General features: G+C 64.3%; 23 protein-coding genes. 13 read left to right on the forward strand and 10 right to left on the reverse strand.

What is annotated here, in order from left to right; genetic code table 11:
* Positions 1–106 precede the first annotated feature (106 nt).
* Positions 107–1282: a Na+/H+ antiporter NhaA gene (gene nhaA, locus ACSSU5_RS04905; RefSeq protein ID WP_264311903.1), complete on the forward strand. Its 1176-nt coding sequence runs from the start codon at positions 107–109 to the stop codon at positions 1280–1282.
* A gap of 79 nt (positions 1283–1361) precedes the next feature.
* Here nhaA and ACSSU5_RS04910 read toward each other — a convergent pair whose 3' ends face one another.
* Positions 1362–1826 (reverse strand): outer membrane lipoprotein, encoded by a 465-nt coding sequence (locus ACSSU5_RS04910; protein WP_492560718.1) that lies wholly within the window; start codon positions 1824–1826, stop codon positions 1362–1364.
* A 151-nt stretch (positions 1827–1977) separates the two neighbouring features.
* Here ACSSU5_RS04910 and ACSSU5_RS04915 point away from each other — a divergent pair, with 151 nt between their 5' ends.
* Entirely contained in the window at positions 1978–2211 is a 234-nt protein-coding gene (locus ACSSU5_RS04915; protein ID WP_264311901.1) for a hypothetical protein, read from the forward strand.
* A 39-nt stretch (positions 2212–2250) separates the two neighbouring features.
* On the opposite strand, the gene pdxH is transcribed toward ACSSU5_RS04915, so the two are convergent.
* The 5 genes from pdxH to dinG form a co-directional block, all read right to left on the reverse strand.
* On the reverse strand, positions 2251–2898 hold the full coding sequence (gene pdxH, locus ACSSU5_RS04920; RefSeq protein WP_492560719.1) for a pyridoxamine 5'-phosphate oxidase: 648 nt from the start codon (positions 2896–2898) through the stop codon (positions 2251–2253).
* Positions 2899–2917: 19 nt separating this feature from the next.
* On the reverse strand, positions 2918–3901 hold the full coding sequence (locus ACSSU5_RS04925) for an OmpA family protein (protein WP_264311899.1): 984 nt from the start codon (positions 3899–3901) through the stop codon (positions 2918–2920).
* 99 nt (positions 3902–4000) lie between these two features.
* Positions 4001–5146, reverse strand: a complete 1146-nt coding sequence (locus tag ACSSU5_RS04930; RefSeq protein ID WP_264311898.1) for a serine hydrolase domain-containing protein — start codon at positions 5144–5146, stop codon at positions 4001–4003.
* Between the two features lie 120 nt (positions 5147–5266).
* Positions 5267–7504, reverse strand: a complete 2238-nt coding sequence (locus ACSSU5_RS04935; RefSeq protein ID WP_492560720.1) for a beta-galactosidase — start codon at positions 7502–7504, stop codon at positions 5267–5269.
* Between the two features lie 81 nt (positions 7505–7585).
* Positions 7586–9730: an ATP-dependent DNA helicase DinG gene (dinG, locus tag ACSSU5_RS04940; RefSeq protein WP_264311896.1), complete on the reverse strand. Its 2145-nt coding sequence runs from the start codon at positions 9728–9730 to the stop codon at positions 7586–7588.
* 98 nt (positions 9731–9828) lie between these two features.
* Here dinG and ACSSU5_RS04945 point away from each other — a divergent pair, with 98 nt between their 5' ends.
* On the forward strand, positions 9829–10293 hold the full coding sequence (locus ACSSU5_RS04945) for a CopD family protein (RefSeq protein ID WP_264311895.1): 465 nt from the start codon (positions 9829–9831) through the stop codon (positions 10291–10293).
* A gap of 35 nt (positions 10294–10328) precedes the next feature.
* On the opposite strand, the gene ACSSU5_RS04950 is transcribed toward ACSSU5_RS04945, so the two are convergent.
* The 4 genes from ACSSU5_RS04950 to ACSSU5_RS04965 form a co-directional block, all read right to left on the reverse strand.
* Positions 10329–11087: a collagen-like protein gene (locus ACSSU5_RS04950; protein ID WP_264311894.1), complete on the reverse strand. Its 759-nt coding sequence runs from the start codon at positions 11085–11087 to the stop codon at positions 10329–10331.
* The gene (locus tag ACSSU5_RS04955; RefSeq protein WP_264311893.1) at positions 11080–11355 is read right to left on the reverse strand and encodes a DUF1145 domain-containing protein; all 276 of its coding nucleotides are present in this window, start codon (positions 11353–11355) and stop codon (positions 11080–11082) included. Before ACSSU5_RS04955 ends, ACSSU5_RS04950 begins: the two co-directional genes overlap by 8 nt.
* Positions 11356–11455: 100 nt before the next feature.
* Positions 11456–12169, reverse strand: coding sequence for a PA1041 family peptidoglycan-binding anchor lipoprotein (locus ACSSU5_RS04960; RefSeq protein ID WP_264311892.1), 714 nt, complete (start codon positions 12167–12169; stop codon positions 11456–11458).
* A gap of 87 nt (positions 12170–12256) precedes the next feature.
* The gene (locus tag ACSSU5_RS04965; protein WP_264311891.1) at positions 12257–12949 is read right to left on the reverse strand and encodes a PA1041 family peptidoglycan-binding anchor lipoprotein; all 693 of its coding nucleotides are present in this window, start codon (positions 12947–12949) and stop codon (positions 12257–12259) included.
* A gap of 160 nt (positions 12950–13109) precedes the next feature.
* Here ACSSU5_RS04965 and ACSSU5_RS04970 point away from each other — a divergent pair, with 160 nt between their 5' ends.
* The 10 genes from ACSSU5_RS04970 to pdeM all read left to right on the forward strand — a co-directional run bounded on the left by ACSSU5_RS04970 (position 13110) and on the right by pdeM (position 25041).
* On the forward strand, positions 13110–13604 hold the full coding sequence (locus ACSSU5_RS04970) for a DUF6231 family protein (RefSeq protein WP_264311890.1): 495 nt from the start codon (positions 13110–13112) through the stop codon (positions 13602–13604).
* 2 nt (positions 13605–13606) lie between these two features.
* A complete protein-coding gene (locus ACSSU5_RS04975) occupies positions 13607–14083 on the forward strand; it encodes a YchJ family protein (protein WP_492560721.1) in 477 nt (158 codons plus the stop codon).
* 2 nt (positions 14084–14085) lie between these two features.
* Positions 14086–14562: an LEA/WHy family protein gene (locus tag ACSSU5_RS04980; RefSeq protein ID WP_264313874.1), complete on the forward strand. Its 477-nt coding sequence runs from the start codon at positions 14086–14088 to the stop codon at positions 14560–14562.
* A 7-nt stretch (positions 14563–14569) separates the two neighbouring features.
* Positions 14570–14773 (forward strand): SEC-C metal-binding domain-containing protein, encoded by a 204-nt coding sequence (locus ACSSU5_RS04985; protein WP_033694179.1) that lies wholly within the window; start codon positions 14570–14572, stop codon positions 14771–14773.
* Positions 14774–15398: 625 nt separating this feature from the next.
* Entirely contained in the window at positions 15399–17840 is a 2442-nt protein-coding gene (locus ACSSU5_RS04990; protein WP_492560722.1) for a penicillin acylase family protein, read from the forward strand.
* Positions 17841–17983: 143 nt separating this feature from the next.
* The gene (locus ACSSU5_RS04995; protein WP_492560723.1) at positions 17984–19000 is read left to right on the forward strand and encodes a ligase-associated DNA damage response exonuclease; all 1017 of its coding nucleotides are present in this window, start codon (positions 17984–17986) and stop codon (positions 18998–19000) included.
* On the forward strand, positions 18997–20655 hold the full coding sequence (locus ACSSU5_RS05000) for an ATP-dependent DNA ligase (protein ID WP_492560724.1): 1659 nt from the start codon (positions 18997–18999) through the stop codon (positions 20653–20655). Before ACSSU5_RS04995 ends, ACSSU5_RS05000 begins: the two co-directional genes overlap by 4 nt.
* Before the next feature lie 98 nt (positions 20656–20753).
* Entirely contained in the window at positions 20754–21869 is a 1116-nt protein-coding gene (locus tag ACSSU5_RS05005; RefSeq protein WP_492560725.1) for a succinylglutamate desuccinylase/aspartoacylase family protein, read from the forward strand.
* A gap of 69 nt (positions 21870–21938) precedes the next feature.
* Complete coding sequence (locus ACSSU5_RS05010; RefSeq protein WP_264311884.1) at positions 21939–24395, forward strand: ligase-associated DNA damage response DEXH box helicase; 2457 nt, start codon at positions 21939–21941, stop codon at positions 24393–24395.
* Positions 24388–25041: a ligase-associated DNA damage response endonuclease PdeM gene (gene pdeM, locus ACSSU5_RS05015; protein WP_264311883.1), complete on the forward strand. Its 654-nt coding sequence runs from the start codon at positions 24388–24390 to the stop codon at positions 25039–25041. Before ACSSU5_RS05010 ends, pdeM begins: the two co-directional genes overlap by 8 nt.
* The last annotated feature ends 8 nt before the right edge of the window (positions 25042–25049 follow it).

Consider the following 25049-nt stretch of genomic DNA (forward strand, 5'->3'; position numbering starts at 1 on the left):
ACCTTAGAACAAAAAAGAATATAGTTTTTGTTTTAAAGCATATCGCCACAGGCTAGGGTGTACGCCCGTTCCATCCTTAAATTCTCTCAGGGAGAGCCCATAGCCCGTGCGTAGCCTCTTCACCCGATTCTTTCAGCTTGAAGCTGCCAGTGGCCTGCTGCTGATCGCCGCAGCCATCCTTGCTCTGGTCATCAACAACTCACCTTTGTCCTTCCTCTACAACGGTTTGCTCGAAGTCCCGGTCGCCGTCAAGGTTGGCGCGCTGGAAATCGCCAAGCCTCTGCTGCTGTGGATCAACGACGGCCTGATGGCGCTGTTCTTCCTGCTCATCGGCCTGGAGGTCAAGCGCGAGGTGGTCGACGGCCACCTGTCAAAGCCCTCTCAGGTAGTCCTGCCCGCTACCGCTGCGGTGGGCGGCATGGTGGTGCCGGCACTGATCTACTGGTTCATCAACCGTGAAGACCCGGCGGCCGTCGCCGGCTGGGCAATCCCCACCGCCACCGACATCGCCTTCGCCCTTGGCGTGCTGGCACTGCTGGGCAAGCGTGTGCCGGTGTCGCTGAAGCTGTTCCTGATGACCCTGGCGATCATCGATGACCTGGGTGCGATCATCGTCATCGCCCTGTTCTACTCGGGCACCTTGTCGAGCGTGTCGCTGCTGCTGGCCGGTGCCTGCCTGGTAGCGCTACTGGCCATGAACCGGCTTGGCGTGGTCAAGCTTGGGCCTTACCTGATCATCGGCCTGATACTCTGGGTGTGCGTACTCAAGAGCGGTGTCCATGCCACGTTGGCGGGTGTCGCCCTGGCGCTGTGCATTCCACTGCGCACCCGCAACGCCGAAACGTCGCCGCTGCTGTCCCTGGAGCACGCCCTGCACCCTTGGGTTGCCTATGCCATTTTGCCGCTGTTCGCGTTCGCCAACGCCGGTGTCTCGCTGGCAGGCATGACCGTGGAAAGCTTCACCCATCCGGTGCCGATGGGTATCGCTGTCGGCTTGCTGCTGGGCAAGACGGTGGGGGTTTTCGGCCTGACCTGGGTCGCGATCAAGCTTCGCGTGGCCGCATTGCCTGCAGGCGCAAACTGGGGGCAGTTGCTGGGGGTGGCGATCCTGTGTGGCATCGGCTTCACCATGAGCCTGTTCGTGGGCTCGCTGGCCTTCGTGCCAGGCAGTAGCGACTATGCGGGCATGGACCGCATGGGCATCCTCACTGGCTCGTTCTTCGCGGCGGTCATCGGCTATGCCGTTACCGCCATGGCCAGCCGAGCACCCCGCGCAAGCTAAACAGGCAGCGGTATGAAAAAACCCCGACTGGCTTGGCCATGTCGGGGTTTTTGTTTCTGCGCTATGGCCCTTGCGAGGCTTAGTGCGAGACGCGGCTGGTACCGTCGACGGTCATGATGCGCACACGTTCGCCCACCCGGAAAATTTCGTTTTCCTGAACGGCCTGCACATAGGCGCGCATGCTGCCATCGTCTTCACGCACGGTGATCTCAACACCTTGGGTGCGAGTAATGCCTTCCTCGGCGGCAGAGCCTGCCAGGCCACCGGCAACCGCACCAATCACAGCCGCGACGATACTGCCGCGGCCACCACCCACTGCGCTGCCAGCAACGCCGCCGACAATGGCGCCAGCGCCGCCGCCGATCGGGGTCTTGGTGCCTTCGATCTTGACTGGACGCAGGGCTTCGATGGTCCCCATGCGTACGGTCTGCACGCGACGGGCCTCATCACGGGAGTAGCTATCGCCGGTCAGGCTCGAGGCACAGCCCCCCAGCAACAGCGACATGGTGGTAAAGGTCGCCACCAGCAAAGCGGATTTACGCATGGGTAAAGTCTCCAAAAGTCATCGGTGTCCATTAGACGCTGCGCGTTGACGGCTGTCACGACACAGACGTAATAAAATTGTTTTCATTCAGCCTGGGTACAGCCTGTCTGGGCTGTATCGTGGGGCCTTTCAAGTGAGACCAAGGATAGCCATGGATTACTTCATCGTCGTGGTGACGACCGTCGCAGGGCTGTATTTCCACGGGTGGCTGTATGTGCGCATGCGCCGCTGGATGGACCGGGATCTGGCGCTGTCGCTGGCCGGGGACGATGTACGCAAGCGTGACTACATGTTGCAGCGACTGCAACAGGCGCGGGTGGAGAAGGTCAAGCGCAAGGACCTGGCAGCCTGGTTGGCGCGTGAGGCGCAGGCTTATCCGGGGTAGCCGGATGGGCGTTGGGGCCGCATTGCGGCCCCAGGTACTTCAAGGCGCCAGCCGCTCCCGCAGCCATTGCCCATCGACCAGACGATAATTCATCCGGTCATGCAAGCGGCTCGCCCGCCCCTGCCAGAACTCGATACGCTCAGGCAACAGACGGTACCCTCCCCAATGCTCCGGGCAATGTGGCTGAGCGTCGGAGAACCGTGCCTCAGTCGCCTTGACCAGCCCTTCCAGCTCTTCGCGGCCGGTAATGACCCGGCTCTGAGGCGAGGCCCAGGCCCCCAGGCGACTGCCCAGAGGGCGCACCTGGTAGTAGTCGTCCGACTCCTTGGCCGTGACCTTTTCCACGCGCCCCTCAATCCGAACCTGGCGCTCCAGCGCCGGCCAGAAGAACGTCATGGCGGCGAAAGGGTTGGCCAGCAGTTGCTGGCCCTTGGCGCTTTCGTAGTTGGTAAAGAAGGTAAAACCACGGTCATCGAGCCCCTTGAGCAGCAACACGCGGCAATGGGGGCGGCCCTCGCCATCGACTGTGGCAAGGGTCAAGGCGTTGGCCTCGACCGGTGGTTGCTCGGTCTTCACCGCATCGGCGAACCACTGGTGGAACAAAGCGAACGGCTCACTCGGGGCCTGGGCTTCAGCCAGGCCATCACGGGTATAGTCGCGGCGCATATCGGCCAGGGATTGGGTCATGGCTGCGTTTCCTTGACGATCAGTTGGTCTTCGCAGGGCTGTTGGCGGCTACTTTCTTGTCAGCCGTCGCCTTCTTGGCAGCAGGCTTGACCGGCGCGGCTTTCTTCTTGGCGGCAGTCTTGGCAGGTGCCTTGGCCTTGGCGACAGGTTTCTTCGCAGCCGGTTTGGCAGCAGCCTTGGCAGCGGGCTTGCTAGCAGCCTTGACGGCAGGCGCCTTGGCATCCTGAACGGCGACCATCGAGGCCGGTACAGGTGCCGGCGCGGCCTGCTGGTACTTGGCCAGCAGCGCGATCATGGTGTTCTGCGGCGTCAGCAGCATTTCCACCCGGCGGTTCAATGCACGGCCTTCGGCACTGTCGTTGGCCGCACGCGGCATCACCGAACCCATGCCCTTCAAGGTCAGGCGATCACGCTGCAGGCCGCTGAGGCGGAAGATCGCCGATACCGAGGCGGCACGCTCCAGGCTGAGTTTCTGGTTGGCGGCGGCGGCACCGCTGCTGTCGGCATGGCCCAGCACCAACACGGCGGTCTTGGTATCGCCCTCGACGGTCTTGGCCACACGCGTGATCGGCCCCAGAGTCATGGGCAACAGCATGTTCGGGCGGTCAGGGTTGTACGCGCTGTCCACTGGAATGGTCACAGCCAGCACGTTGTCACGGCGCTCAAGCTCCAGCTTGCTGTCCTTGATGGCCTCACGCAGCTTGGGCTCGTACTCGTCCAGCCAGGCTTGGGTGGCTTTCTGGTCGATTTTCGGCACGACTGGCCCTTTGGCCTTGTCGTCACCCCCGAACGGCCACCACCAGCGACTGGCGCTTTCCGACTTGGCATCGGCCTTGGCTACTTTTTCGGTGACGGCTTCCTTCACTTCCTGCTCGGCAACCTGGTCCGAACCAAAAGGCCACCAGCTGGAGCCACTGCCCTTCGCGGCGTCCGGGGAATGACTGGCGCAGCCGGTGACGGCGGTCAGGCACAGGGCGAGTGCTAAGGTTTTATGTGAAGACATCAGCGATACACCATGAAATAAAAAGAAATTTTGCCAACGCACTTAAAGCGTAGACAGTGAGGATAGTCAAAGGGGTCAGCCAATACCCGCATTACCCGATCAAAGGCAACTGGCAAGAACGCGTACCAGTTTCTGCGCTCTTGGGTCCATGAGCACATACGGGCCGAGGGTATTGACCACAAAGCCAAAGGCCACATCGTGCTCCGGATCGGCAAAACCTACCGAACCGCCCGCGCCAGGATGCCCGAAGGCACGGGCACCAAGGCCAAAGGTGGCATTGGCCACCTGCGGTTGGTCGAGCATGCAGCCCAGGCCGAAACGGGTCTGGGTCAGCAAAGTGCGGTCCTGGCCGATGCTGTGCTCGCGCGTCAGTTCGTCGAGCAGCTCGGATTCGAGCAGGCTGCCATCGAGCAGCCCAGCATAGAAGCCGGCCAGGCTGCGGGCATTGCCGTGGCCATTTGCCGCCGGCTGCTGCATGCGCCGCCACTCGGGCTTGTTGGTACTGGTAAGAATCGCTGGCGGGTTGGTGAAGGCACGGGTCGACAGTGCCTCGGGCTCGCGCAAGGTCACCTGCAGCAAACGCTTGGCCGCGTCATCTCCAGGGTTGCCCTTGCCGCGCGCGATATGCGCCACGCGATAAAATTCTTCATCTGCCAGGCCGACATGGAAGTCCAGCCCCAACGGACGGGCCGTACGGGCCACGATCGAATCACCTGGGCCACGGCCATCGGCGCGGCGGATAAGCTCACCGATCAGCCAGCCATAAGTGATGGCGGCGTAACCGTGCTCGGTGCCCGGCGTCCACCATGGGGTTTCGGCGGCCAGGGCATCGACCATGGCCTGCCAGTCATACAGCGCCTCGGCCGGCAGCAGCTCACGGATAGCTGGCAGGCCAGCGCGATGGCTGAGCAGCTGGCGCAGGGTGACGGACTGCTTGCCAGCCTGGGCGAACTCGGGCCAGTAACGGGCCACCGGCGCATCCAGGGCAAGCTTGCCCTCGCCCACCAGTTGCAAGGCGGTGACAGCCGTGAAGGTCTTGGTGCAGGAGAACAGGTTGGCGATGGTGTCGCTGTGCCAGGCCTGCTGCCCGTCCTTGTCGGCGCTGCCCGCCCACAGGTCGATCACGGTCTCGCCGCCCACCTGAATACACAGCGCCGCGCCGCGCTCCTGGGGATCATCGAACAACTCGGCGAAGGCTTCGCGCACCGCCTCGAACTTCAGCTCATAGTGACCCTGGATCTGCACCCACTGTTCTCCGTACGACCTTCTGAAAATGGCGTGCATTGTTTCAGTAGTTGGCGGTTTTGCAAACTGGCTTAGGCTCGGTGGTCGCCATAAAAGGGGCCGGTTGACGGCCCCAATGGCTCAGGGGAGCGGCTTGGCCAACTGAGCGCGCAACTGACCAATGGCCTGCTGGTTGCTTTTACGCACGGCCTCGACGAACCCCGAATACGGCACATCGGTAATCGCCACCAGGCCCAGGTGCCCATTCTCGCCATCGAGCAACCGCCCACTGGCTGGTTGGTCCAGGTACTGGAACCAATGCGCACCGACAATCATCGGCTGCGCCAACGCGGCCTTGAGGAAGTTGCCATAGGCCGGCCCACGGTCTTCTTCACGTGCGACTTCCAATGGCCCCGGCCAGAATGGCCCACGATCGCGGGAGCCAAACTGGAACTCGGAAACCAGCACCGGCTTGTCCAGTTCGGCCAGGCGAGCGAAGTCGTAACCGTCCTCGGGCTTGAGGGTATAGAAGTTGAAGCTCAGCACATCGCAGAACTCGGCGCAGGCCTTGACCGCCTCTGGCGTGCTCACGGCATAGCGACCGCCGAGCAGCAGGTGATTGGGCGCATGCCACTTCAACGAGTCGGCGATGGTCTTGAAGTAGGTCTCGGCGAACACCTGCTGGAAGTGCTGGTAATCCCGCTCAATTTCCGGGTGCTCGGGGTTGGGCACGGGCGCCTCGAAACCAGGGTCTTCCATCAGTTCCCAGGCGGACAATTCGATCCCCCAGGCCTTGGACAGCCCCTCCTGATTGCGGTACTTGTCCCGTAGTTGCTTGAGGAAGGCGCGCTTGGCGGGCACGTCGGTGGTCAGGCGCAAGGTGCCATAAGCCAGCCCGTAGCGAGCCTTGGGGTCATTGCCCGGCGCGGCCCACGCCAGCTCGTTGTCAGCGAAGTAGCCGATCAACCAGGGATCATCACGGTGGTCCCGGGCAGCAATGGCGACGGCGCGCTCGGTGGCCATGGCGAACCGTGGGTCGAAGGGATCGGGCATGCTGCCCCACCAGTCCATGCCTGTGCTGATGCTGGCGTAGTCACCGACAATCGACAGTGGCAGGGTATAGGGCATGCGCTTGGCCTGGCCCAAGGCCGGATCGCTCCAGTTACCCAGGGTGTTGAAGCCCCAGGCTTGCAGGCGATCGAGCGTGTGCGCCTGCCAGCGCGAGGCGTCCAGCACCAGCGGCGGGCAGTTGGCCGCAGGCTGCCCCTCGACACTGGGTGGGCATGGCTTGCCATAGGTACGCTGGATGTTGGCGGCATAGAAGTCGAACCAGCGCCCCTGCTTGAAGTTACGCCCTTGTGACGAGGCGTTGCCGTCGTCGTTGTTACCCTTGCCATAGAACGCCGCCAGCGGATCGCTCTCGGTTGGCAGCGCCTTGAACATGCCATCACGGCCTTCGACATAAGTGCGCCCGCCATCAGCGGCCACGGCGTTGACACCCAGCGAGTAGAACGGGTGCCCCTCCGGCGTTACCAGGTACCAGCGGCCACCCTGCTTCTCGGTACGGAAAAACCCCTTGGCCTCGAACGCCGGCCCGCCCAACAGCCCGCCATAGCTGTCCAACTGCTGCTTGCCATGCTCGGCCAACCAGCCCTTGAGTTGCTGCTGCTCACGGCCATCAGCAGCCTTGAGCTGCTCGTCACTGACAATTTTTTCTGGCCATTGGCTGCGGGTGGACTGGCCATACGCGTCGATCAGTTCATGGTAGGCAGCCTTGTAGGCCTGATCGTCATCCTGAATACCCACCTTCTCGATCAGCAGGTTCTGCGCCACCTTGGGGTTGGGAATGCTCAGGCTGACAGACGCCACTTGCTTGAGGTCAACCGCGCCCGCGCTGCTGGTCAGCAGCAGGCGCTGACCAGCGTACGTCCACGGCATCGGCGGGCCGGCGCGCATGCCCTGGCTTAACGGTGAGCTGGCGGTGAGCGGCACCATCACGGTCTGGGCAGGCCCTGCGGGCAGGTCGATGCGGCTGGTCAGCGTGCGGCCATCACTGCCCACCACGGTAACGTCCACGGTCAGCGCCCAGTCCATGGCGCTTTGCAGGCGTAAGGTCAGAAACTGCCCGGCAGACCAGTCCCAGACACCGCTCTGCGGGCTCAGGCGCAGCGTCGGCCGCTCGGCCGGGTTGAACACCACGCGCCGCAATACCTCACCCCCGGCCGTCTGCTCTGCGTTGTACTGCGGCATGCCGGCATCCTCGGTCACCACATTGACCACCGAGGCCGGGCGCACGAAGCTGAACAGCGTCTGCTGCCCGGCCAGCAATGGCGAGCTGAACAACAGGGCGAATACGACGGGCAGGGTACGGCGGACCATAAGGCTGGGGCTCTCCTTCAGGGCCCTCATGAGCCCAAGACTGAGTGATGGACAACAAGCCGGTGCAGTGTGCTCCGGCTGTCAGGAAATCTCCCGCCGGAAGGGCGGCAGCGCATTGAGAATAGCCTTGCCGTAGCGCTGGGTGACCAGACGTCGATCAAGCAAGGTAATGACGCCGCGGTCCTGCTCGGTACGCAGCAGCCGGCCGCAGGCCTGGATGAGGCGCAGAGAGGCGTCGGGCACGGCAATTTCCATGAACGGATTGCCCCCTCGGGCCTCGATCCATTCCGCCAGGGCCGCTTCGACCGGGTCGTCGGGCACGGCGAAGGGGATTTTGGCGATGACCACGTGCTCGCAATAGGCGCCAGGCAGGTCGACCCCCTCGGCAAAGCTGGCCAGGCCGAACAGTACGCTGTGCTGGCCGTCATCGACCCGCGCCTTGTGCTTGTTGAGGGTTTCTTGCTTGGACAGGTTGCCCTGGATCAGCACCAGCTTGCGCCAGTCGCGGTCCAGGCCGTCGAACACATCCTGCATCTGCTTGCGTGACGAGAACAGCACCAGCGCGCCACGGGCATCATCGAGCATGTTCGGCAGTTCACGAATGATCGCCGCAGTGTGCGCCGTCGCATCACGCGGATCGGCGCCCAGGTCGGGCACCCGCAGCAAGCCAGCGTCGCCATGCACGAACGGGCTGGGTACCACACAGGTCACGGCATCGCGCGGCAGCCCCGAACGCATGCGGTAGCGGTCGAACTTGCCCAGGGCGGTGAGCGTGGCCGAGGTCACCAGCGCGCCGTGGGCGACGCTCCACAGGCTGCGACGAAGCATTTCGGCAGCCAGTATGGGGCTGGCGTTGACTTCGATGTCGAACAGCGCACCACTCTCGGCCAGGGTCAGCCAACGCGCCATGGGCGGGCTGTCCTCGGGGTCTTCGGCGGTGAAGGCCGTCCACAGTTCCCAGTTACCCTGGGCGCGGGTCACCAGGCTGCCAAACAGTGGGTACCATTCTTCGGCCTGATGGCTGGCGATGCCGATATTGACTTCACCGTCCATGCCTTCCTTCAGCAGGTCGGCCAGGCGGGTGAACAGATCGTTGAGGCGGGCGAAGCCCTTTTTCAGCTCGATGCCCACCTCGCGGATCTGCTCCGGTATCACGCCCCCTTCGAAGCGATAGCGGGGGCGTTCGCGGCCCTCGGTGTCTTCACTGGGGCGGAAGTCCGCGACCTGCTCGCACAGGGTGAACATGAACTGCTGCTGGGTACGGATCTCCCGTGCCAGCTCTGGCACCTGTTCGATGAACTTGCCCAGGTCACCCGGCAGCGGGTGTTGGGCCAGCAGCTTGGTGAGGTTCTTGGCGGTCTGCTCCAGCCAGTCGGCGGTGGAGCGAAGACGCGAATAATGGGCGAAATGGCCAATGGCCTTGTCTGGCAGGTGGTGGCCTTCGTCGAACACATACATGGTGTCGCGGGGGTCGGGCAGCACCGCGCCGCCGCCCAGGGCCAGGTCAGCCAGGACCATGTCATGGTTGGTGACGATCACGTCGACCTTGCCCATGCCTTCGCGAGCCTTGTAGAACACGCACTGCTGGAAGTTCGGGCAGTGGCGGCCGGTGCACTGGCTATGGTCGGTGGTCAGGCGTGCCCAGTCCTGGTCTTCCAGGGCTTCGGACCAGCTGTCACGGTCACCGTCCCAGCGGTTGCCGGCCAGCTTTTCGATCATGCTGTTGAACAGCTTCTGGCTGCGCTCGTCGACCTCGATGTGGAAGCCTTCTTCCTCGAACAACTGAGCAGTGGCCGACTGCGCGTGACCTTCTTGCAGCAGTACGTCGAGCTTGGACAGGCACAGGTAGCGGCCACGCCCCTTGGCGAGGGCGAAGCTGAAGTTCAGCCCACTGTTGCGCATCAGGTCGGGCAGGTCCTTGAAGACGATCTGCTCCTGCAAGGCGACGGTGGCGGTGGCGATCACCAAGCGCTTGCCGGCGGCCTTGGCGGCCGGGATCGCGGCCAGCGCATAGGCGACCGTCTTGCCGGTACCGGTGCCCGCCTCCACGGCGACCACGGCAGGCTCGCCGGCACGGCGGCCTTCATCGTCGCAGGCGATGTCGCCGAGCACCTTGGCCACTTCGGCAATCATCAGGCGCTGGCCGTAACGCGGCTTGAGGCTCTTGGCTTCGAGAAAACGCGAGTAGGCGCCCTGGATGGTGGCTTTGAGTTCGTTGCTGATCATGGTCTGCAGGCGCCCGAAGGGCTGGATATATTTTCAGTGTTTCGCATTGGACGGCTATCATACCCCGCTATTGCCCTTTATGCCGCATGGAGATCCGGATGCTTGCCTTTGCCCTGCCCTACACACTGCATGTCCTGGCCGCGCTGGTCTGGGTCGGCGGCATGTTCTTCGCCTGGCTGGTGCTGCGCCCGGCAACGGTTGCAGCCCTCGACGGGCCTGCTCGCCTGCGGTTGTGGGTGGAAGTTTTCCGACGCTTCTTCGGATGGGTCTGGCTGGCTGTCGCGATCCTGGCGATAAGTGGTATCGGCATGTTGCACATGCGCTTCAGCGGCCTGGAGACGGCGCCGAAGTACGTGCAGGTGATGATCGGTGGCGGCATCGCCATGTTCGCCCTGTTCATGCGCATTCAGGCGTTGCTGTTGCCAGAGCTGAAAACGGCCGTGCAAGCCGAGGACTGGCCGGCAGGGGCTGCGGTACTGGGACGGATTCGACGGATGGTCGGGATCAACCTGTTGCTGGGGATCGCGGTGGTGGCGGTGGCCAGTTCGCGCGTGATGCTGTAAGCGACGCGGCCCGAGGGCCGCACCGCCCCTTCACGTCAAAGACGCTGCAAGATCAACTCACCCGAAGCACCGGCCAGGCCTGGCTGGCCCGCTTGCCCCGGCCGGCCGCTGGCGCCGGCATCGGTGCGATAGACCAGGCAACCCTTGCTCGCCCCGCCCTTGCCTGCCTTGCCTGCGGCACCGGCCTGCCCCGGCGCCCCACCATCCAGGCGCACCACGATGCGCTCCTGCGGGAAGCCCTGTGGCAGGCTCAGACGAATTCGCCCACCCGCTGCGCCATCGTGCCCGTTGCCACCGTCATCGCCATTGGCGCCGCGGCTGGCCTGGCCCCAGGTACAGCCTCCGGCCTGGCCGTTGGCGCCATCAAGCCCGACATAACCCGGCGCACCGGCCCCGCCTCGCGCATCGATCGCGAGCTGCTCGGCCTCTATCTCATCCAGCTTCAAGTCCAGGCTTCGACCAGAACGGGCCGCACGCTGGTAGGTGCCCGGGGCACCCGGCGCACTGATCTCACTGCCTTCGCCCAGCTTCGCACTGTGCGCCTCGATGCGCAGTGGATGGTCGGAGGGGGCAATGGCGATACGCGCCTCACGCCCCAGTTGCAGATGATCGATTTTCAACTCGGTGAGCGTGGCGGGCAACAGCAACGTCGCCGAATCGGCCACACGCAGATGCTCCAGGTGCACGCTGGCAGACTTGTCGGGCAGGCGCAGCATGGAGTTGGAGGCCACTTCGAGGGTTTCGGCCTGGGCCAGGGGAGCGGCCAACACGGCCAGCAACATCAGATTACGCATTACGCGGCGCCTCCTGCGCACGGGGTATGGACATGACATGGAAGATACCCGTCAGCAGGATCTGCAGACGGTCGAACCAACGGTGGCTGCGACCCCGCAGGCTGGCGTTGAAGAACAGCACCTCAAGCACATGCAGGCTCAGCAGGATAATCCCTACCGCGTTGATCAGTAAATTCAATGGCAAGGGTTGCGGCATCAGCAAATTGAACAGCGCCACGCCCCAGAAGACAACCGTCAGGACCTTGCCCAGGCCCAGGATGAATTTCATACCCCCGCCCCTATACCTTTATTGTTATGTCGAAGCGGCCCGTTCGAGCGGGCCGTGCGACCAACAGTACCTGCCTTGCCCAGGCATCCGCCAGCACTGCTCAGTTGAGGTGCAGTTCCACCCGTCGGTTATGGGCGCGGCCTTGTTCGGTGTCGTTCTCGGAGACTGGCTCGCTTTCACCACGCCCCTGGCTGGTGACCTTGGCCGGTGCCAGGCCTTGGCCGATCAGGTACTCGGCAACACTGCTGGCGCGGCGCTCGGACAGTGCCTGGTTGTAGCTGTCGGAACCGACACTGTCGGTGTGGCCGATGACCTTGACCCGGGTCACCCCCGGCTCGTTGAGCTTGGGCAAGAGCCCCTGCAGACGCTGCTGAGCAGCGGTGGTGAGTTCGGCGGAGTCGAAGGCGAACATCACCTGCCCGTTATCGTCCAGAGTAATCACCTCTGGCGCAGGCTCGACTGCCGGTGATGGCGGTGGACTCTGTTTGAGCGGGCAACCCATGTGGTCGACGGCGGTATTGGCCGGCGTGTCGGGGCAGCGGTCACGACGATCGAAAATGCCATCGCCATCTTCATCACCGTCCTGCGCAAAGCAGATCAGGCCGCCGGTGATTGCCCCCAGCACGCCGCCACCCGCGGCCCAGGCTGAACTTTCGATGGCGCCCAGGCCGCCACCTGCCAGGCCGCCCAGCACGCTGCAGAGGGGCCAGGTCCTTTGATTGAGGGGCGCACTGCCATCGCTGTGGGTGGCACAACCTGCAAGCAGGCTCGTCACCACCAGCAACGGCAGTGCTGTCTTCGACATAACACGCATGCTGACGCTCCTTGTGTCATTGGCCACAACCGGCTTAGCGGTTTGAAGACGCGCCCGCGCCACTGCTCAAGGCACGGGCGCAAGCCGTCACCGCTGGATCTTGATCTCCGTGCGACGGTTCATGGCGCGCCCATCGGCCGTAGCATTGTCTGCCACTGGCTGGGTTTCACCCGCACCGACCACCGAGACGAAGCTGCTGCGTGGTACACCACTCTCGACCAGGTAATCGGTCACCGAATGTGCACGGCGCTCGGACAGTTTCTGGTTGTAGCTGTCGGACCCCACGCTGTCGGTATGGCCACTGACGCTCAGACGAGCACTGGGTGCTTCCTGTTTGAGGCGGGTGGCGATGGTGTTCAGGCGCTCTTTATCGGTAGCGGTCAGGCGCGCGGAGTCAAACTCGAAGTGCACGTCACGAATGACGATGATTTCTTCCTTCTGCACCACCACCTCTTCGACTACCGCAACCGGCTCCGGAGGGCAGCCATTGGCATCGACCTGCACGCCGCGCGGGGTGCCGGGGCATTTGTCGCGGCTGTCCGGCACGCCATCGCCATCTTCGTCGCCATCACCATGGGCCCAGCAATAGCCCGCCGCCAGGCCGCCGCCCAGCAACGCGCCCCAGCCAGCCCAGCTGGAACTCTCGATGGCGCCCAGGGCGGCGCCGCCTACGCCCCCGACGGCAGCACACTTCGGCCAGTCGGTTTTTTGCAAACCTGCACAACCAGTCAACACACTGGTGAGCAGTACCAGGGGTATCGCTGTGCGTACTATGCTCATTTTCGTTGCATCTCCTAGGGGGAATCGGCATAAGGCCGATCTCTGGGAGTAAAGACCGCGCAATCCATCCCTGCCAGCAATAAGCCACGACACGGTCACATGCTGCTTTGCCCACGCGCCGCGGCCCGCTAGTCTTGGACGACTTGAACGAGGATTGGCAATGACCGACGGTTTTTCCCAGCGCACACCCCAGCAGGCCCTGGCAGCCCTGCTCGAGCGTTTCACCCCTCAGCGCCTGCTGCTGGTAGGCACGCGCTTCCCTGCATTGGACGCCTTTGCCGAGGCACACCCGCAGGTAGCCATCGCAACGACCGCGCCTGGCCCGCTGCCGGCAGACCTTGCGAGTCAACGCTTTGACCTGGCGGTACTGGTGGACTGCCTGGAACACCTGCCTAAGCGCACGGGCCTGGAACTGCTCGGTGGCATTCGTAACCTCAATGCCAGCCGGGTTGCTGTGCTGGCCGACCTCTCGGCCTGCGGCTGGCAAGACACTGACTTCTTCGCCCTGGCCTTGTCGGCCAGCGAAAAATTCCGGCGTGAAGGGCAAGTACTGAGCCTGTTCACCTATGATCTACATGATTACAAGCAAGTGCCGGACTGGCTGAATGCGCGGTTTTGGGCCAACCCTGAAAACTTTGGAAAGTATTGGTGGTGATGATGAGTGTTTCGGTTTGCCCCTGCGGCAGTGGCAACCTGCTGGACGCCTGCTGCGGGCACTACCATGCCGGAACTCCGGCACCCGATGCACAGACGCTGATGCGCTCACGCTACAGCGCTTACGTGCTGGGCCTGATCGATTACTTGGTAAGCACTACCCTGCCTGCCCAGCAAGCGGGGCTGGACCGTGCCGCCATAGCCAGCTGGAGCGCCCAGAGCACCTGGCTGGGGCTGGAAGTGGAAAAAGCCGAGGTGCTTGGCGGCCAGCCGGAGCACGGCTTCGTCACCTTCACCGCACGCTGGCACGACCTGGAGGGCGATCACCAGCACCGCGAGCGCTCGGCGTTCGTCCAGCATGACGGGCGTTGGTACTTCATTGACCCTACGGTCGGGCTGAAAGCCGGGCGCAACGACCCTTGCCCGTGCGCCAGCGGTCAGAAGTTCAAGAAATGCTGCGCCAGCTACGTGGCCAGTTGAGCATGATCGCCCAGGCCCGCGTGCTTCTGCTCGGCATCCTGCTGGCTCTGCTGGCGGGTTGCGCCAGCTGGGGCGGCGACGATTGGCGCGAGCCTGAGGTGCACCTGGTCAAGGTAGAGACAGTCAAGGCCAGGCTGCTCCAGCAGGAATTCGTCCTGCACCTGCGTGTCGACAACCCGAATGACAGCCGGTTGTTCATTCGTAGCCTGGCGTATTCGATACGGCTCAACGACCTGCTTCTGGTGCAGGATGAGACGAGTGTATGGCGCAGCGTTGGCGGCCATGCCCGGCGTACGTTCAAGATCACTGCGCGGACCAACCTGTGGCAGCACTTGAAGCCGCTGGCCAAGCTGCTGAAGAGCGAACAGCCGCTGCACTATTCCCTGCAAGGGGAGTTGGCCACCGGGTTGCTCATCCATCGGGACCTGCACTTGTCGCGCAGTGGTGAGATAATCCCCGGTGATTTCATACCGGAGTAACCTTGCAATGACTCAGCAACCCCATGTTCATGGCCCTGACTGCAACCACGATCATGATCACCACCACGATCACGACCATGGCCATGTACACGGCCCGCACTGCAACCACGGCCATCAGGAGCCTGTTCGCAACGCCCTGAAGGACGTTGGCCGCAACGATCCTTGCCCATGCGGCAGCGAGAAAAAGTTCAAAAAGTGCCACGGCGCCTGATCTGACGAAGCACCTAATAGCAAAGGTCTACCTGAGCGCTGAACCGAGCTCTTGATCTTGATCTTGATCTTGATCTGGCTTTTGATCTTCAGCGACTCAGGAGGCCGAGCGTAGGCGTCTGGAGGGCCAGGTGCGCAGCACCCTTCGGCGCAGCCGAAGGCGCGAGATGTAGGTTTGCGTAGCAAACCGTAGGCCGCGCGGGCCCGTAAGACGCCGGAGCGAGGGGACCCCGAAGCGCAGCGTAGGGGCCGTATGATGGAGCGCAGACCTTTTTGGTTACTTTTTGGGGCGTTTGCCAAAAAGTGACCCGCTGTAAAAGCGGAAAGGTGATTAAGCGTCGCCACCGCAAATGGACCTTGCCAGATCTCAGCACCATCAGTTGAAGCCCAACGCACAACTATGGCCGGACACACCGCGTAACCATGCAAGAGCAAGAGCAAAAACTCACCTAAGGTGACGCTCAGAATTGCGCGTTGGTGAGTGAACGCGTCTGCGACCCATATGGGTGATCCGTTCAGTAACGTACCATTCGTAAATAAACCGCCTCAGCACCTTGCACCGCGCCTGCGTGCTCACTACCTTAGCGCCTTCCAAACCCCCGCCACGCCTTGCAGGAGCCCTTGTCATGGCCGCCCCCGCCTTTCCTCCCTTCCGCCTGCGGTTAACGACCGCTGCCACGCTAGTGGGCACGCTCGGACTCGCCGGTTGCCAGATGGGCGGCTACCAGGACAGCGTGCCACCGACCACCGGCGTACAGCCGCTCAAGGGCCTGGCACAAAACGTCTCGGTACGGCGCAATGCCATGGGCGCTCCGTTGATCGAAAGCGGCAACTTCCATGACGCGCTGTTCAGCCTGGGTTACGTACACGCAGGCGATCGCATCGAGCAGATGGTCGCCATGCGCCTGCTCGCCCAAGGCCGCCTCGCCGAACTTGCCGGCAGCGATGCACTCGACATCGACCGCCTGATGCGCGCCGCCAACCTCAAGCAAAGCGCCGCTCAGCAATACGCCGACGCCTCGCCCCGGCTCAAGCGCTTCTTCGAAGTCTACGCCCGCGGCGTCAACGCCTACCTGTTCCGCTACCGCGACAAGCTGCCCGCCAGCCTGGCCAGCAGCGGCCATCGCCCTGAGTACTGGAAGCCAGAAGACTCGGCGCTGATCTTCAGCCTGTACGCCTTCAGCCAATCGGTAAACCTGCAAGAAGAACTCAGTGCCCTGACTCTGGCGCAGCAGGTCGGCAGCGACAAGCTGGCTTGGCTGCTGCCCGGCGCACCGGACGAACCATTGGCCGACAGCGAAGTGGACAAGCTCAAGGGCCTCAACCTCTCCAGCCAACTACCCGGCTTGCCTGCCCTGGCGGCAGCCAGCCAGAAACTCGCCGACCTCGACCTGCTCGGCAACCCAGGCTCGGCCAACCTGGCCTTGGCGGCCCAACGCAGCCGCAGCGGCAAGAGCCTGCTGGCCAGCGACAGCCAGGCCGCCTGGGCCTTGAGCCCAGTGCAGATCCACACCGGCAAGTATCAGGTCGCCGGCCTGTCGCTGCCGGGCCTGCCAATCGTGCTGGCCGGCTACAACGGTAAGATCGCCTGGAGCAGCAGCGCCGTGATGGCCGACAACCAGGACCTGTACCTGGAGCAACTGCGCCGCCAAGGCAACCAGTTGAGCTACCTGGCCGACGGCAAGTGGCTGCCAGCACGGGCACGCAGCGAAACCTTCTTCGTGCGTGGCCAACGCCCGCTGCGCGAGGTGATGTATGACACGCGCCACGGCACCTTGCTCGCCCAACCGACAAGCGCCAGCCTGGGCCTGGCCCTGAACCTGCCACAGCTCAAGGGCGACCGTAGCCTCGATGCGCTGTTCGACCTGACCCGCGCCAAAACGGTCGAGCGCGCCTTCGACAGCACCCGCGAAGTCGCCGCCGCGGCGCTCAACTTCGTCTTCGCCGAGCCCGAACACATCGGCTGGCAAGTTAGCGGGCGCTACCCTAACCGCCGCGAAGGCCAGGGCCTGCTGCCCTCGCCCGGCTGGGACGGGCGTTACGATTGGGACGGCTACGCTGACCCGATGCTGCACCCTTACGATCAGGACCCACCCGCCGGCTGGATCGGCCACGCCAACCAGCGCAGCCTGCCGCGCGGCTACGGCATGCAGTTGTCCAACACCTGGTACTACCCCGAGCGCGCCGAGCGCCTGGCTCAGTTGGCAGGCAACGGCCGTCACGACAGCCGCAGCCTCATGGCCCTGCAGAACGATCAAGTCACCCTGCTGGCCGACAAGCTCAAGCAGATGTTCGACGCACCGGGCATGGCTCAACCGCTCAAACAAGCCATCGATGCCCTGCCAGCCGCACAGCGTGACAAGGCCCGCGACGCCTTGGCCCGGCTCAAGGCATTCGATGGCCGCCTGAGCCCGGTGTCGGCAGATGCCGCGCTGTACGCGTTGTTCCTCCAGGCCTTCGCCCGCGAAACCTTCCTCGATGACCTCGGGCCAGAATCCGGCCCTGCCTGGCAGGCGTTCGTCAGCAATGCGCGGTTGTCCTACTCGGCCCAGGCCGACCACCTGCTGGGCCGCGAGGACAGCCCGTTCTGGGATGACCGCAGCACCCCGCAGAAAGAAGACAAGCCGCTGATTCTCGCCCGCAGCCTGGCTGCTGCAGTGGATGCCGGCACTGCGCAACTCGGCGCCGACCGCCGCGCCTGGCAGTGGGGCAAACTGCACCAGTACCGCTGGCCGGCACCGGCCTACCATGGCCTGGGTGATGCCCTCAGCCGTTCACCGCTGGCTGCCGGCGGCGACTTCAGTACCCTGGCCCTCACCCCCTACGCCTGGGGCAGTGACTTCAACACCCGCCTGCCAGCGTCGGCACGTATGATCGTCGACTTTGGCCAGGCCGAACCGTTGCAGGTACTGACCAGCAGCGGCCAGTCCGGCAACTCGGCAAGCCCGCACTACAGCGACGGGCTGGATGCCTGGTTCAAAGGGCGTTTCATGAGCCTACCGATGCAACCGCAGAACTTTGGGCGGGGCTATGGCAATCAACGGCTGACGTTGGTGCCGGGGCGGTAATCGGGAGGGGATGGCCTGGGAGATCGAGCGCCGCGCGCGCGGCGCTCGATCTCCCAGGCGCTACAACACTCACGACAAACCCACTCGAACTTCCCATCGCCCGCCGCGCTCCTAACGGGTAACCCACCACCAGCGCCCGTGCCATGGACCTCGTTATCGCCCGCCCCGAAGGCCTGTACTGCCCGCCCGGTGATTTCTACATCGACCCTTGGCGGCCGGTGGACCGTGCCATCATCACCCACGGCCACGGCGACCACGCCCGCACCGGCAATAACCACTACCTGACCGCCGCGCCCGGCGCAGGCATCCTGCGCAGCCGACTGGGCCCGGACATCAACCTGCAAACCTTGGCCTACGGCGAGCGCATCCTTCACCACGGTGTCACCCTGAGCCTGCACCCCGCCGGCCATGTACTGGGCTCGGCGCAAGTTCGCCTGGAATACCAGGGCCAGGTCTGGGTCGCTTCGGGCGACTACAAAGTCGAACCCGATGGCACCTGCGCCCCCTTCGAGCCAGTGCCTTGCCACACCTTCATCACCGAGTCGACCTTCGGCCTGCCTATTTACCGCTGGCCCCGCCAGCCTGAGGTATTCGCCGGTATCAACGCCTGGTGGCGCGCCAATTGCGCGCAGGGCAAAGCCTGCGTGCTGTTCTGCTACGCCTTCGGCAAAGCGCAGCGCATTCTCCACGGGCTGGACGCGAGTATCGGGCCGATTTTGGTACACGGCGCGGTCGAGCCGTTGAACCGGGTGTACCGTGAGGCTGGCGTGCACCTGCCGGAAACCCGCTATGCCGGCGACATCCCGCGCAACGACCCGTTGCTGCGCCACGCCTTGGTCCTGGCCCCACCTTCTGCCGGGGGCAGTAGCTGGATGCGGCGCTTCGGCGACTACAGCGATGCCTTCGCCAGCGGCTGGATGCTGTTGCGCGGCACACGCCGGCGGCGTGGCGTCGACCGAGGCTTCGTACTGTCGGACCACGCCGACTGGCCGGGCCTGCTGTGGGCCATTGGCCAGACTGGCGCGGAGCGCGTGATGGTCACCCATGGCTCGGTCAACGTGCTGGTGCGCTACTTGAACGAACAGGGCCTGGATGCTCGCGCCTTCGCCACCGAATACGGCGACGAAGACGAGCCAGCGCCCTCGGAGCCCGAGGCATGAAAGCCTTCGCCGCGCTGTACCTGCGCCTGGACGCGACCACCTCCAGCAACGCCAAGCTCGAAGCCTTGCGCGACTACTTTGCCCAGGCGCCTGCCGAGGATGCGGCCTGGGCCGTGTACTTCCTGGCCGGCGGCCGCCCTCGGCAACTGGTGCCAACCCGAGTGCTGCGCGAACTGGCGACTGAGTTGGCAGAGCTGCCTGAATGGCTGTTCGAAGAGAGCTATCAAGCCGTGGGCGACCTGGCCGAAACGATCTCGTTACTGCTGCCCGAGAACAGCCACGGCAGCGACGAGGGTTTGGCCCATTGGGTCGAGACATACCTGCTGCCCCTTCGCGGCCTGCCGCCCGAAGTGATCCGCCAGCGCCTGCCGCCGCTCTGGGCGCAGCTCGACCGGCCAAGCCTGATGCTGTGCCTGAAGCTGATCACCGGCAGCTTTCGCGTCGGTGTTTCCAAGCTATTGGTCACCCGCGCCCTGGCGCAACTGGCCGGCCTCGATGCCAAGCGCGTGGCCCAGCGCCTGGTTGGCTACACCGACATCAGCCACCGCCCTACCGCCGCCGGCTACCAGCAGTTGATCGCTGCCGAGTCGGCGGATGAACACCGCCAGCGTGGCGGTCAGCCCTATCCTTTTTTTCTGGCTCACCCGCTGCAGGCGCCCGTCGAGCAGTTTGACGCGCTGCTCGGCCCGCCGAGAGACTGGCAGATCGAATGGAAGTGGGACGGTATCCGCGCGCAGGTGGTCAAGCGCGACGGCCAATTGTGGGTCTGGTCGCGCGGCGAAGAATTGGTCACTGATCGCTTCCCCGAACTGCATAGCCTGGCGCAGACGCTGCCTGACGGCGTCGTGCTCGATGGCGAGATCCTAGTGTGGAAACCGAGGGCCACGGACGATGCCCTGGCCGTGCAACCCTTCGCCCTGTTGCAGCAACGCCTGGGCCGCAAGACCCTGGGCAAGAAGCTGCTGGCCGACGCGCCCGTGGTGCTGCAGGCTTATGACCTGCTGGAATGGCAGGGCGAGGATTGGCGCAACCAGGCGCAGCACTTACGTCGTCAGCAGTTGCAACGGCTGGTGGCAGATTACCCGCTAGCGCCCGTGCTGCTGTCGCCCTTGCTCGAAGGGCAAACCTGGGCCGAGCTGGCCGAACAGCGCGAGCAGTCCCGCAGCCTGGGCGTCGAAGGCCTGATGCTCAAGCAGCGCGAGGCCCTGTATGGCGTGGGGCGCACCAAAGACATGGGCACCTGGTGGAAGTGGAAGATCGACCCCTTCAGCGTCGATGCCGTGTTGATCTACGCCCAACGTGGCCATGGCCGCCGCGCCAGCCTCTACAGCGACTACACCTTCGCCGTCTGGGACGCGCCCGCCGGCACGGCCGGACGAGCATTGGTCCCATTCGCCAAGGCCTATTCGGGGCTGAGCGACGAAGAGATGCGCAAGGTTGACGCGATCATCCGCAAAACCACCGTGGAAACGTTCGGCCCCGTGCGCAGCGTGACACCGACCCTGGTGTTCGAACTGGGCTTCGAAGGCATTGCCCTGTCCAGCCGCCACAAAAGCGGCATCGCCGTGCGCTTTCCACGCATGCTGCGCTGGCGCCTGGACAAACCGGTCGAAGAAGCCGACAACCTGGCGACCCTGCAGGCACTGCTGATCTGACAGTGCCTAATTTGCACAGGCGCAGATGCAAAAATTATGCTTCTATTTTTGTGCCGACCCGTGTCGCAGACCGTATTCGCCACGAACCTAGGACCACCATGCACCATTCGACCCACGAGCTGCTTTCTCCCGTACCGGGCATCTCACGCCAACTGCACAGCTTTCACTTCGGCCCCCGCGGTGACGGCAAGGTGTACATCCAAGCCTCGCTGCACGCCGACGAACTGCCCGGCATGCTGGTGGCCTGGCACCTCAAGCGTCGGCTGGCCGAGCTGGAGCAGCAGGGCCGTCTGCAGCGGGAAATCATTCTGGTGCCGGTGGCCAACCCGGTGGGCCTGGAACAGGTGCTGTTGGACGCCCCGCTGGGGCGTTTCGAGCTGCAAAGCGGCGAAAACTTCAACCGCAATTTCGTCGACCTCTCCGACAGCATCGGCGACCAGATTGAACAGCATTTGACCCAGGACCCGGCACACAACATCGCGCTGATCCGCGAGTACCTGCGTCGCGGGCTGGATGCACACCCCACCCGCACCCCACTTCAGGACCAGCGCCTGATCCTGCAGCGCCTGGCGTGCGACGCCGACCTGGTGCTGGACCTGCACTGCGACTTCGAGGCAGTCGAACACCTCTACACTACGCCGGAAGCCTGGCCGCAGATCGAGCCGCTGGCCCGTTACCTGGGGGCCCAGGCGAGCCTGTTGGCCACCGACTCGGGCGGGCAATCGTTCGATGAATGCTTCAGCCTGGTCTGGTGGCAGCTGCAACAGCGCTTCGGCAAACGTTTCCCGATTCCGCTGGGCTGCTGCTCGGTAACCGTCGAATTGCGTGGCCAGGCGGATGTGAGCCATGAGCTGGCCGGCAAGGACTGCCAGGCGATCCTCGACTTCCTGACCCATGCCGGCGTCATCGAAGGCAGCCGCGCGCCCCTTCCGCCGCTGTCCCGCCCGGCTACACCGCTGGCCGCCGTAGAGCCCGTCTCGACGCCGCTTGGCGGTTTGCTGGTGTACCACACGCGGCCAGGCCAGTACCTGCAAGCCGACCAGCTGATCGCCGAGGTCATCGACCCGCTAAACGACCGGGTAACCGCAGTGCGTAACAGCCAGCCCGGGCTGTTGTACGCCCGCAGCGTGCGCCGCATGGCGACGGCGGGCATGGTCATCGCCCATGTGGCGGGCGAGCAGGTGTGCCGCAGCGGCTACCTGCTGGGCAACTGATCCGGTAAAACCAATCTCCCCGGCGGGCGGTCAGTAGAAGCACAGCCTTCGAAGGATCAGCCCGCGCCCATGGCCACCTCCACCGACCTTGCCAATGCCTGGTTCGCCATGCTCGGCTGGAAACCATTCGCTTTCCAGCGACGTGTCTGGGCGGCCGTCGAACGCGGCGAGTCCGGGCTGCTGCACGCCAGTACCGGCGCCGGCAAAACCTATGCTGTCTGGCTGGCGGCACTGCGCGCGTTCGCCATTGCCAGCCCAGGCCGCCAACCGGCCCCCTTGCAGGTGCTGTGGGTCACGCCCATGCGCGCCTTGGCCGCCGATACCGCGCGTGCCTTGCAAGCACCGCTCGATGCGCTAGGCCTGAACTGGAGCGTGGGGGTGCGCAGTGGCGACACCGGCAGCGCCGAGCGCGCCCGACAAGCCCGGCGCCTGCCCAGCGTGTTGATCACCACACCCGAAAGCCTGACGCTGCTGCTGACCCGGGCGCAAGCCTGCGATGATTTCGCCGGCCTGCGCCTGGTGGTGGTGGACGAATGGCATGAACTGCTGGGCAACAAGCGTGGGGTGCAATTGCAACTGGCCCTGGCACGCCTGCGCCGCTGGCACCCGACGCTGCTGACCTGGGGGCTTTCGGCCACCCTTGGCAACCTGCAACATGCCCTCGACGTGCTGATGCCCCACGACGGGTTGCTGGTGCAAGGCCGACAGGACAAACGACTGCAGGTCGATACCTTGCTGCCCACTGAGATCGAGCGTTTCCCCTGGGCAGGCCATATGGGGTTGAAGATGCTCGATCAGGTCAGCCGGGAGATCGACACGAGCGCCAGCAGCCTGGTGTTCACCAACACCCGCGCCCAGGCCGAACTCTGGTACCAGGCATTGCTCGATGCACGCCCTGACTGGGCCGGCCTGATTGCCCTGCACCATGCCTCGTTGGCTCGCGATACCCGCGACTGGGTCGAGCGCAACTTGAAGCAAGGTTCGCTCAAAGCGGTGATCTGCACCTCCAGCCTGGACCTGGGCGTGGATTTCCTGCCTGTGGAGCGGGTACTGCAGATCGGTTCGGCCAAAGGTATCGCCCGCCTGATGCAACGCGCCGGGCGTTCCGGGCACGCACCAGGCCGCCCCTCGCGGGTAACCCTGGTGCCCACTCACAGCCTCGAACTGGTAGAGGCAGCAGCGGCCCGGCACGCGCTGCTCGCCGGGCAGATCGAGGCCAGGCGCTCGCCTCAGCTGTGCATGGATGTGCTGGTGCAGCACCTGGTCAGCATGGCCCTGGGCAGCGGCTTTCGACCCGAGCAGTTGCTAGCCGAAGTACGCAGCACCTGGGCCTTTCGCGCGTTGCGCGACAGCCAGTGGCAGTGGGCGCTGGACTTTGTCTGCCACGGCGGCAACTCGCTCAGCGCCTACCCTGATTACCAGCGTGTCGAGCCCCATGCCGACGGGGTCTGGCGGGTGGCCAGCGAGCGCCTGGCGCGGCGGCACCGCATGGGCATCGGCACCATCGTCAGCGATGCCAGCCTGCAGCTCAAGTACTGGAGCAAAGGCGGTGGCGGCAAGCCGCTGGGCAGTGTCGAGGAGGCCTTCATCGCCCGCCTTCGCCCTGGCGACAGCCTGATCTTCGCAGGCCGGGTATTGGAGTTGGTGCGTGTCGAAAACATGACCGCCTATGTACGCCGCAGCACCTCGCGCAAAGCCGCCGTGGCCCGCTGGAACGGCGGGCGCATGCCCCTGTCCAGCGAGCTGGCCGATGCCCTGGTCGCACAGTTAGATGCCGCAGCCCATCAGCGTTACGACAGCCCGGAAATGCGCGCCGTGCGCCCCCTACTGGCGTTGCAGGCCAGCTGGTCGGCGCTACCGACCACCCGCACACTGCTGGCAGAAACCCTGAAATCACGTCAGGGCTCGCACCTTTTTCTCTACCCGTTCGCCGGGCGCATGGCCAACCTGGGCCTGGCCAACCTGATTGCCTGGCGAATCAGCCGGGTACAGCCGCTCTCAGTGTCCATCGCTGTCAATGACTATGGCTTTGAGCTGCTCAGCCCAAGTGCCGTGGATTGGGCAACGCACTTGCCGACCGCACTCTTGCCCGAGCACCTGCTGGAGGATGTACTGGCCAGCCTCAACGCGGGCGAGATGGCACTACGGCGCTTTCGCGAGATCGCCCAGATTGCCGGGCTGGTATTTGGCGGCTACCCGGCCGCGCAAAAGAGCACCCGGCAGATCCAGGCGTCCAGTGGGCTGTTTTACGAGGTTTTCCGCAAGCACGATGCCGACAACCTGCTGCTGGGCCAGGCTCGGGACGAGGTATTGCGTGAAGAACTCGAGATCGAGCGGCTGCATCGCCAGTTGCTCAAGCTTGGCCAACTGCGGCTGGACCTGCATGCGTTGCCTCGCCCTGGCCCGTTGGCCTTTGCCTTGCTGGTGGAAGGCATGCGCGAAACCTTGAGCACGGAAAAACTGGCAGAGCGCATAGCCCGGATGGTCGCGGACCTGGAAAAGGCGGCGAGTGGCCGCGATGAATGATCACCTGGCCATCCAGCACTGCGACCAAACGCTCTGGCTACTGCCGGACAAAGCCGTGTACTGGCCTGCCCGTCGCGCCCTGCTGGTGGCCGATGTGCATATCGGCAAAGCCGCCAGCTATCGCGCCCTTCATCAGCCCGTGCCACGCGGTACCACCGAGGCAACCTTGGCGCGCCTTGACACCCTGCTGGCCAACCATGATTGCCGACTGCTGGTCGTGCTTGGCGATTTCCTGCACGCCCGCACGGCACGCGCACCGGCGACGCTGGCCAGGCTGCAGGCGTGGCGGCAACGGCATGCGGGGCTACGCATCGTGCTGGTGCGTGGCAATCATGATCGCCACGCTGGCGACCCACCGGTTGCACTGGGGATTGAGGTGGTGGAAGAGCCATGGGTGCTGGCGCCCTTCGCCTTGCAGCACGAGCCCGTCGCCCATCCCCAGCACCCGGTGCTGGCGGGCCATGTCCACCCTGTGTTCGTCTTGCAGGGGCGGGCCAGACAGCGTCTTCGCCTGCCTTGCTTTCTGATGGATGACAGGGTCAGCCTGCTGCCAGCCTTCGGCGAATTCACCGGTGGCTGGCGCGTGCGCGGCGATGCGACTACCCGCGTGTTTCTGGCAGGCGCAGAGCGGGTCTGGGCGCTATAGCCACACGT

Source organism: Pseudomonas sp. E1MeOHC2, from assembly GCF_058745025.1.

Coding starts and splice junctions, on each gene's coding strand:
- ACSSU5_RS04910 (WP_492560718.1), bottom strand. CDS start 1,826: ATGCGTAAATCCGCTTTGCTGGTGGCGACCTTTACCACCATGTCGCTG.
- ACSSU5_RS04915 (WP_264311901.1), top strand. CDS start 1,978: ATGGATTACTTCATCGTCGTGGTGACGACCGTCGCAGGGCTGTATTTC.
- pdxH (WP_492560719.1), bottom strand. CDS start 2,898: ATGACCCAATCCCTGGCCGATATGCGCCGCGACTATACCCGTGATGGC.
- ACSSU5_RS04925 (WP_264311899.1), bottom strand. CDS start 3,901: ATGTCTTCACATAAAACCTTAGCACTCGCCCTGTGCCTGACCGCCGTC.
- ACSSU5_RS04935 (WP_492560720.1), bottom strand. CDS start 7,504: ATGGTCCGCCGTACCCTGCCCGTCGTATTCGCCCTGTTGTTCAGCTCG.
- dinG (WP_264311896.1), bottom strand. CDS start 9,730: ATGATCAGCAACGAACTCAAAGCCACCATCCAGGGCGCCTACTCGCGT.
- ACSSU5_RS04945 (WP_264311895.1), top strand. CDS start 9,829: ATGCTTGCCTTTGCCCTGCCCTACACACTGCATGTCCTGGCCGCGCTG.
- ACSSU5_RS04950 (WP_264311894.1), bottom strand. CDS start 11,087: ATGCGTAATCTGATGTTGCTGGCCGTGTTGGCCGCTCCCCTGGCCCAG.
- ACSSU5_RS04955 (WP_264311893.1), bottom strand. CDS start 11,355: ATGAAATTCATCCTGGGCCTGGGCAAGGTCCTGACGGTTGTCTTCTGG.
- ACSSU5_RS04960 (WP_264311892.1), bottom strand. CDS start 12,169: ATGCGTGTTATGTCGAAGACAGCACTGCCGTTGCTGGTGGTGACGAGC.
- ACSSU5_RS04965 (WP_264311891.1), bottom strand. CDS start 12,949: ATGAGCATAGTACGCACAGCGATACCCCTGGTACTGCTCACCAGTGTG.
- ACSSU5_RS04970 (WP_264311890.1), top strand. CDS start 13,110: ATGACCGACGGTTTTTCCCAGCGCACACCCCAGCAGGCCCTGGCAGCC.
- ACSSU5_RS04975 (WP_492560721.1), top strand. CDS start 13,607: ATGAGTGTTTCGGTTTGCCCCTGCGGCAGTGGCAACCTGCTGGACGCC.
- ACSSU5_RS04980 (WP_264313874.1), top strand. CDS start 14,086: ATGATCGCCCAGGCCCGCGTGCTTCTGCTCGGCATCCTGCTGGCTCTG.
- ACSSU5_RS04985 (WP_033694179.1), top strand. CDS start 14,570: ATGACTCAGCAACCCCATGTTCATGGCCCTGACTGCAACCACGATCAT.
- ACSSU5_RS04990 (WP_492560722.1), top strand. CDS start 15,399: ATGGCCGCCCCCGCCTTTCCTCCCTTCCGCCTGCGGTTAACGACCGCT.
- ACSSU5_RS04995 (WP_492560723.1), top strand. CDS start 17,984: ATGGACCTCGTTATCGCCCGCCCCGAAGGCCTGTACTGCCCGCCCGGT.
- ACSSU5_RS05000 (WP_492560724.1), top strand. CDS start 18,997: ATGAAAGCCTTCGCCGCGCTGTACCTGCGCCTGGACGCGACCACCTCC.
- ACSSU5_RS05005 (WP_492560725.1), top strand. CDS start 20,754: ATGCACCATTCGACCCACGAGCTGCTTTCTCCCGTACCGGGCATCTCA.
- ACSSU5_RS05010 (WP_264311884.1), top strand. CDS start 21,939: ATGGCCACCTCCACCGACCTTGCCAATGCCTGGTTCGCCATGCTCGGC.
- pdeM (WP_264311883.1), top strand. CDS start 24,388: ATGAATGATCACCTGGCCATCCAGCACTGCGACCAAACGCTCTGGCTA.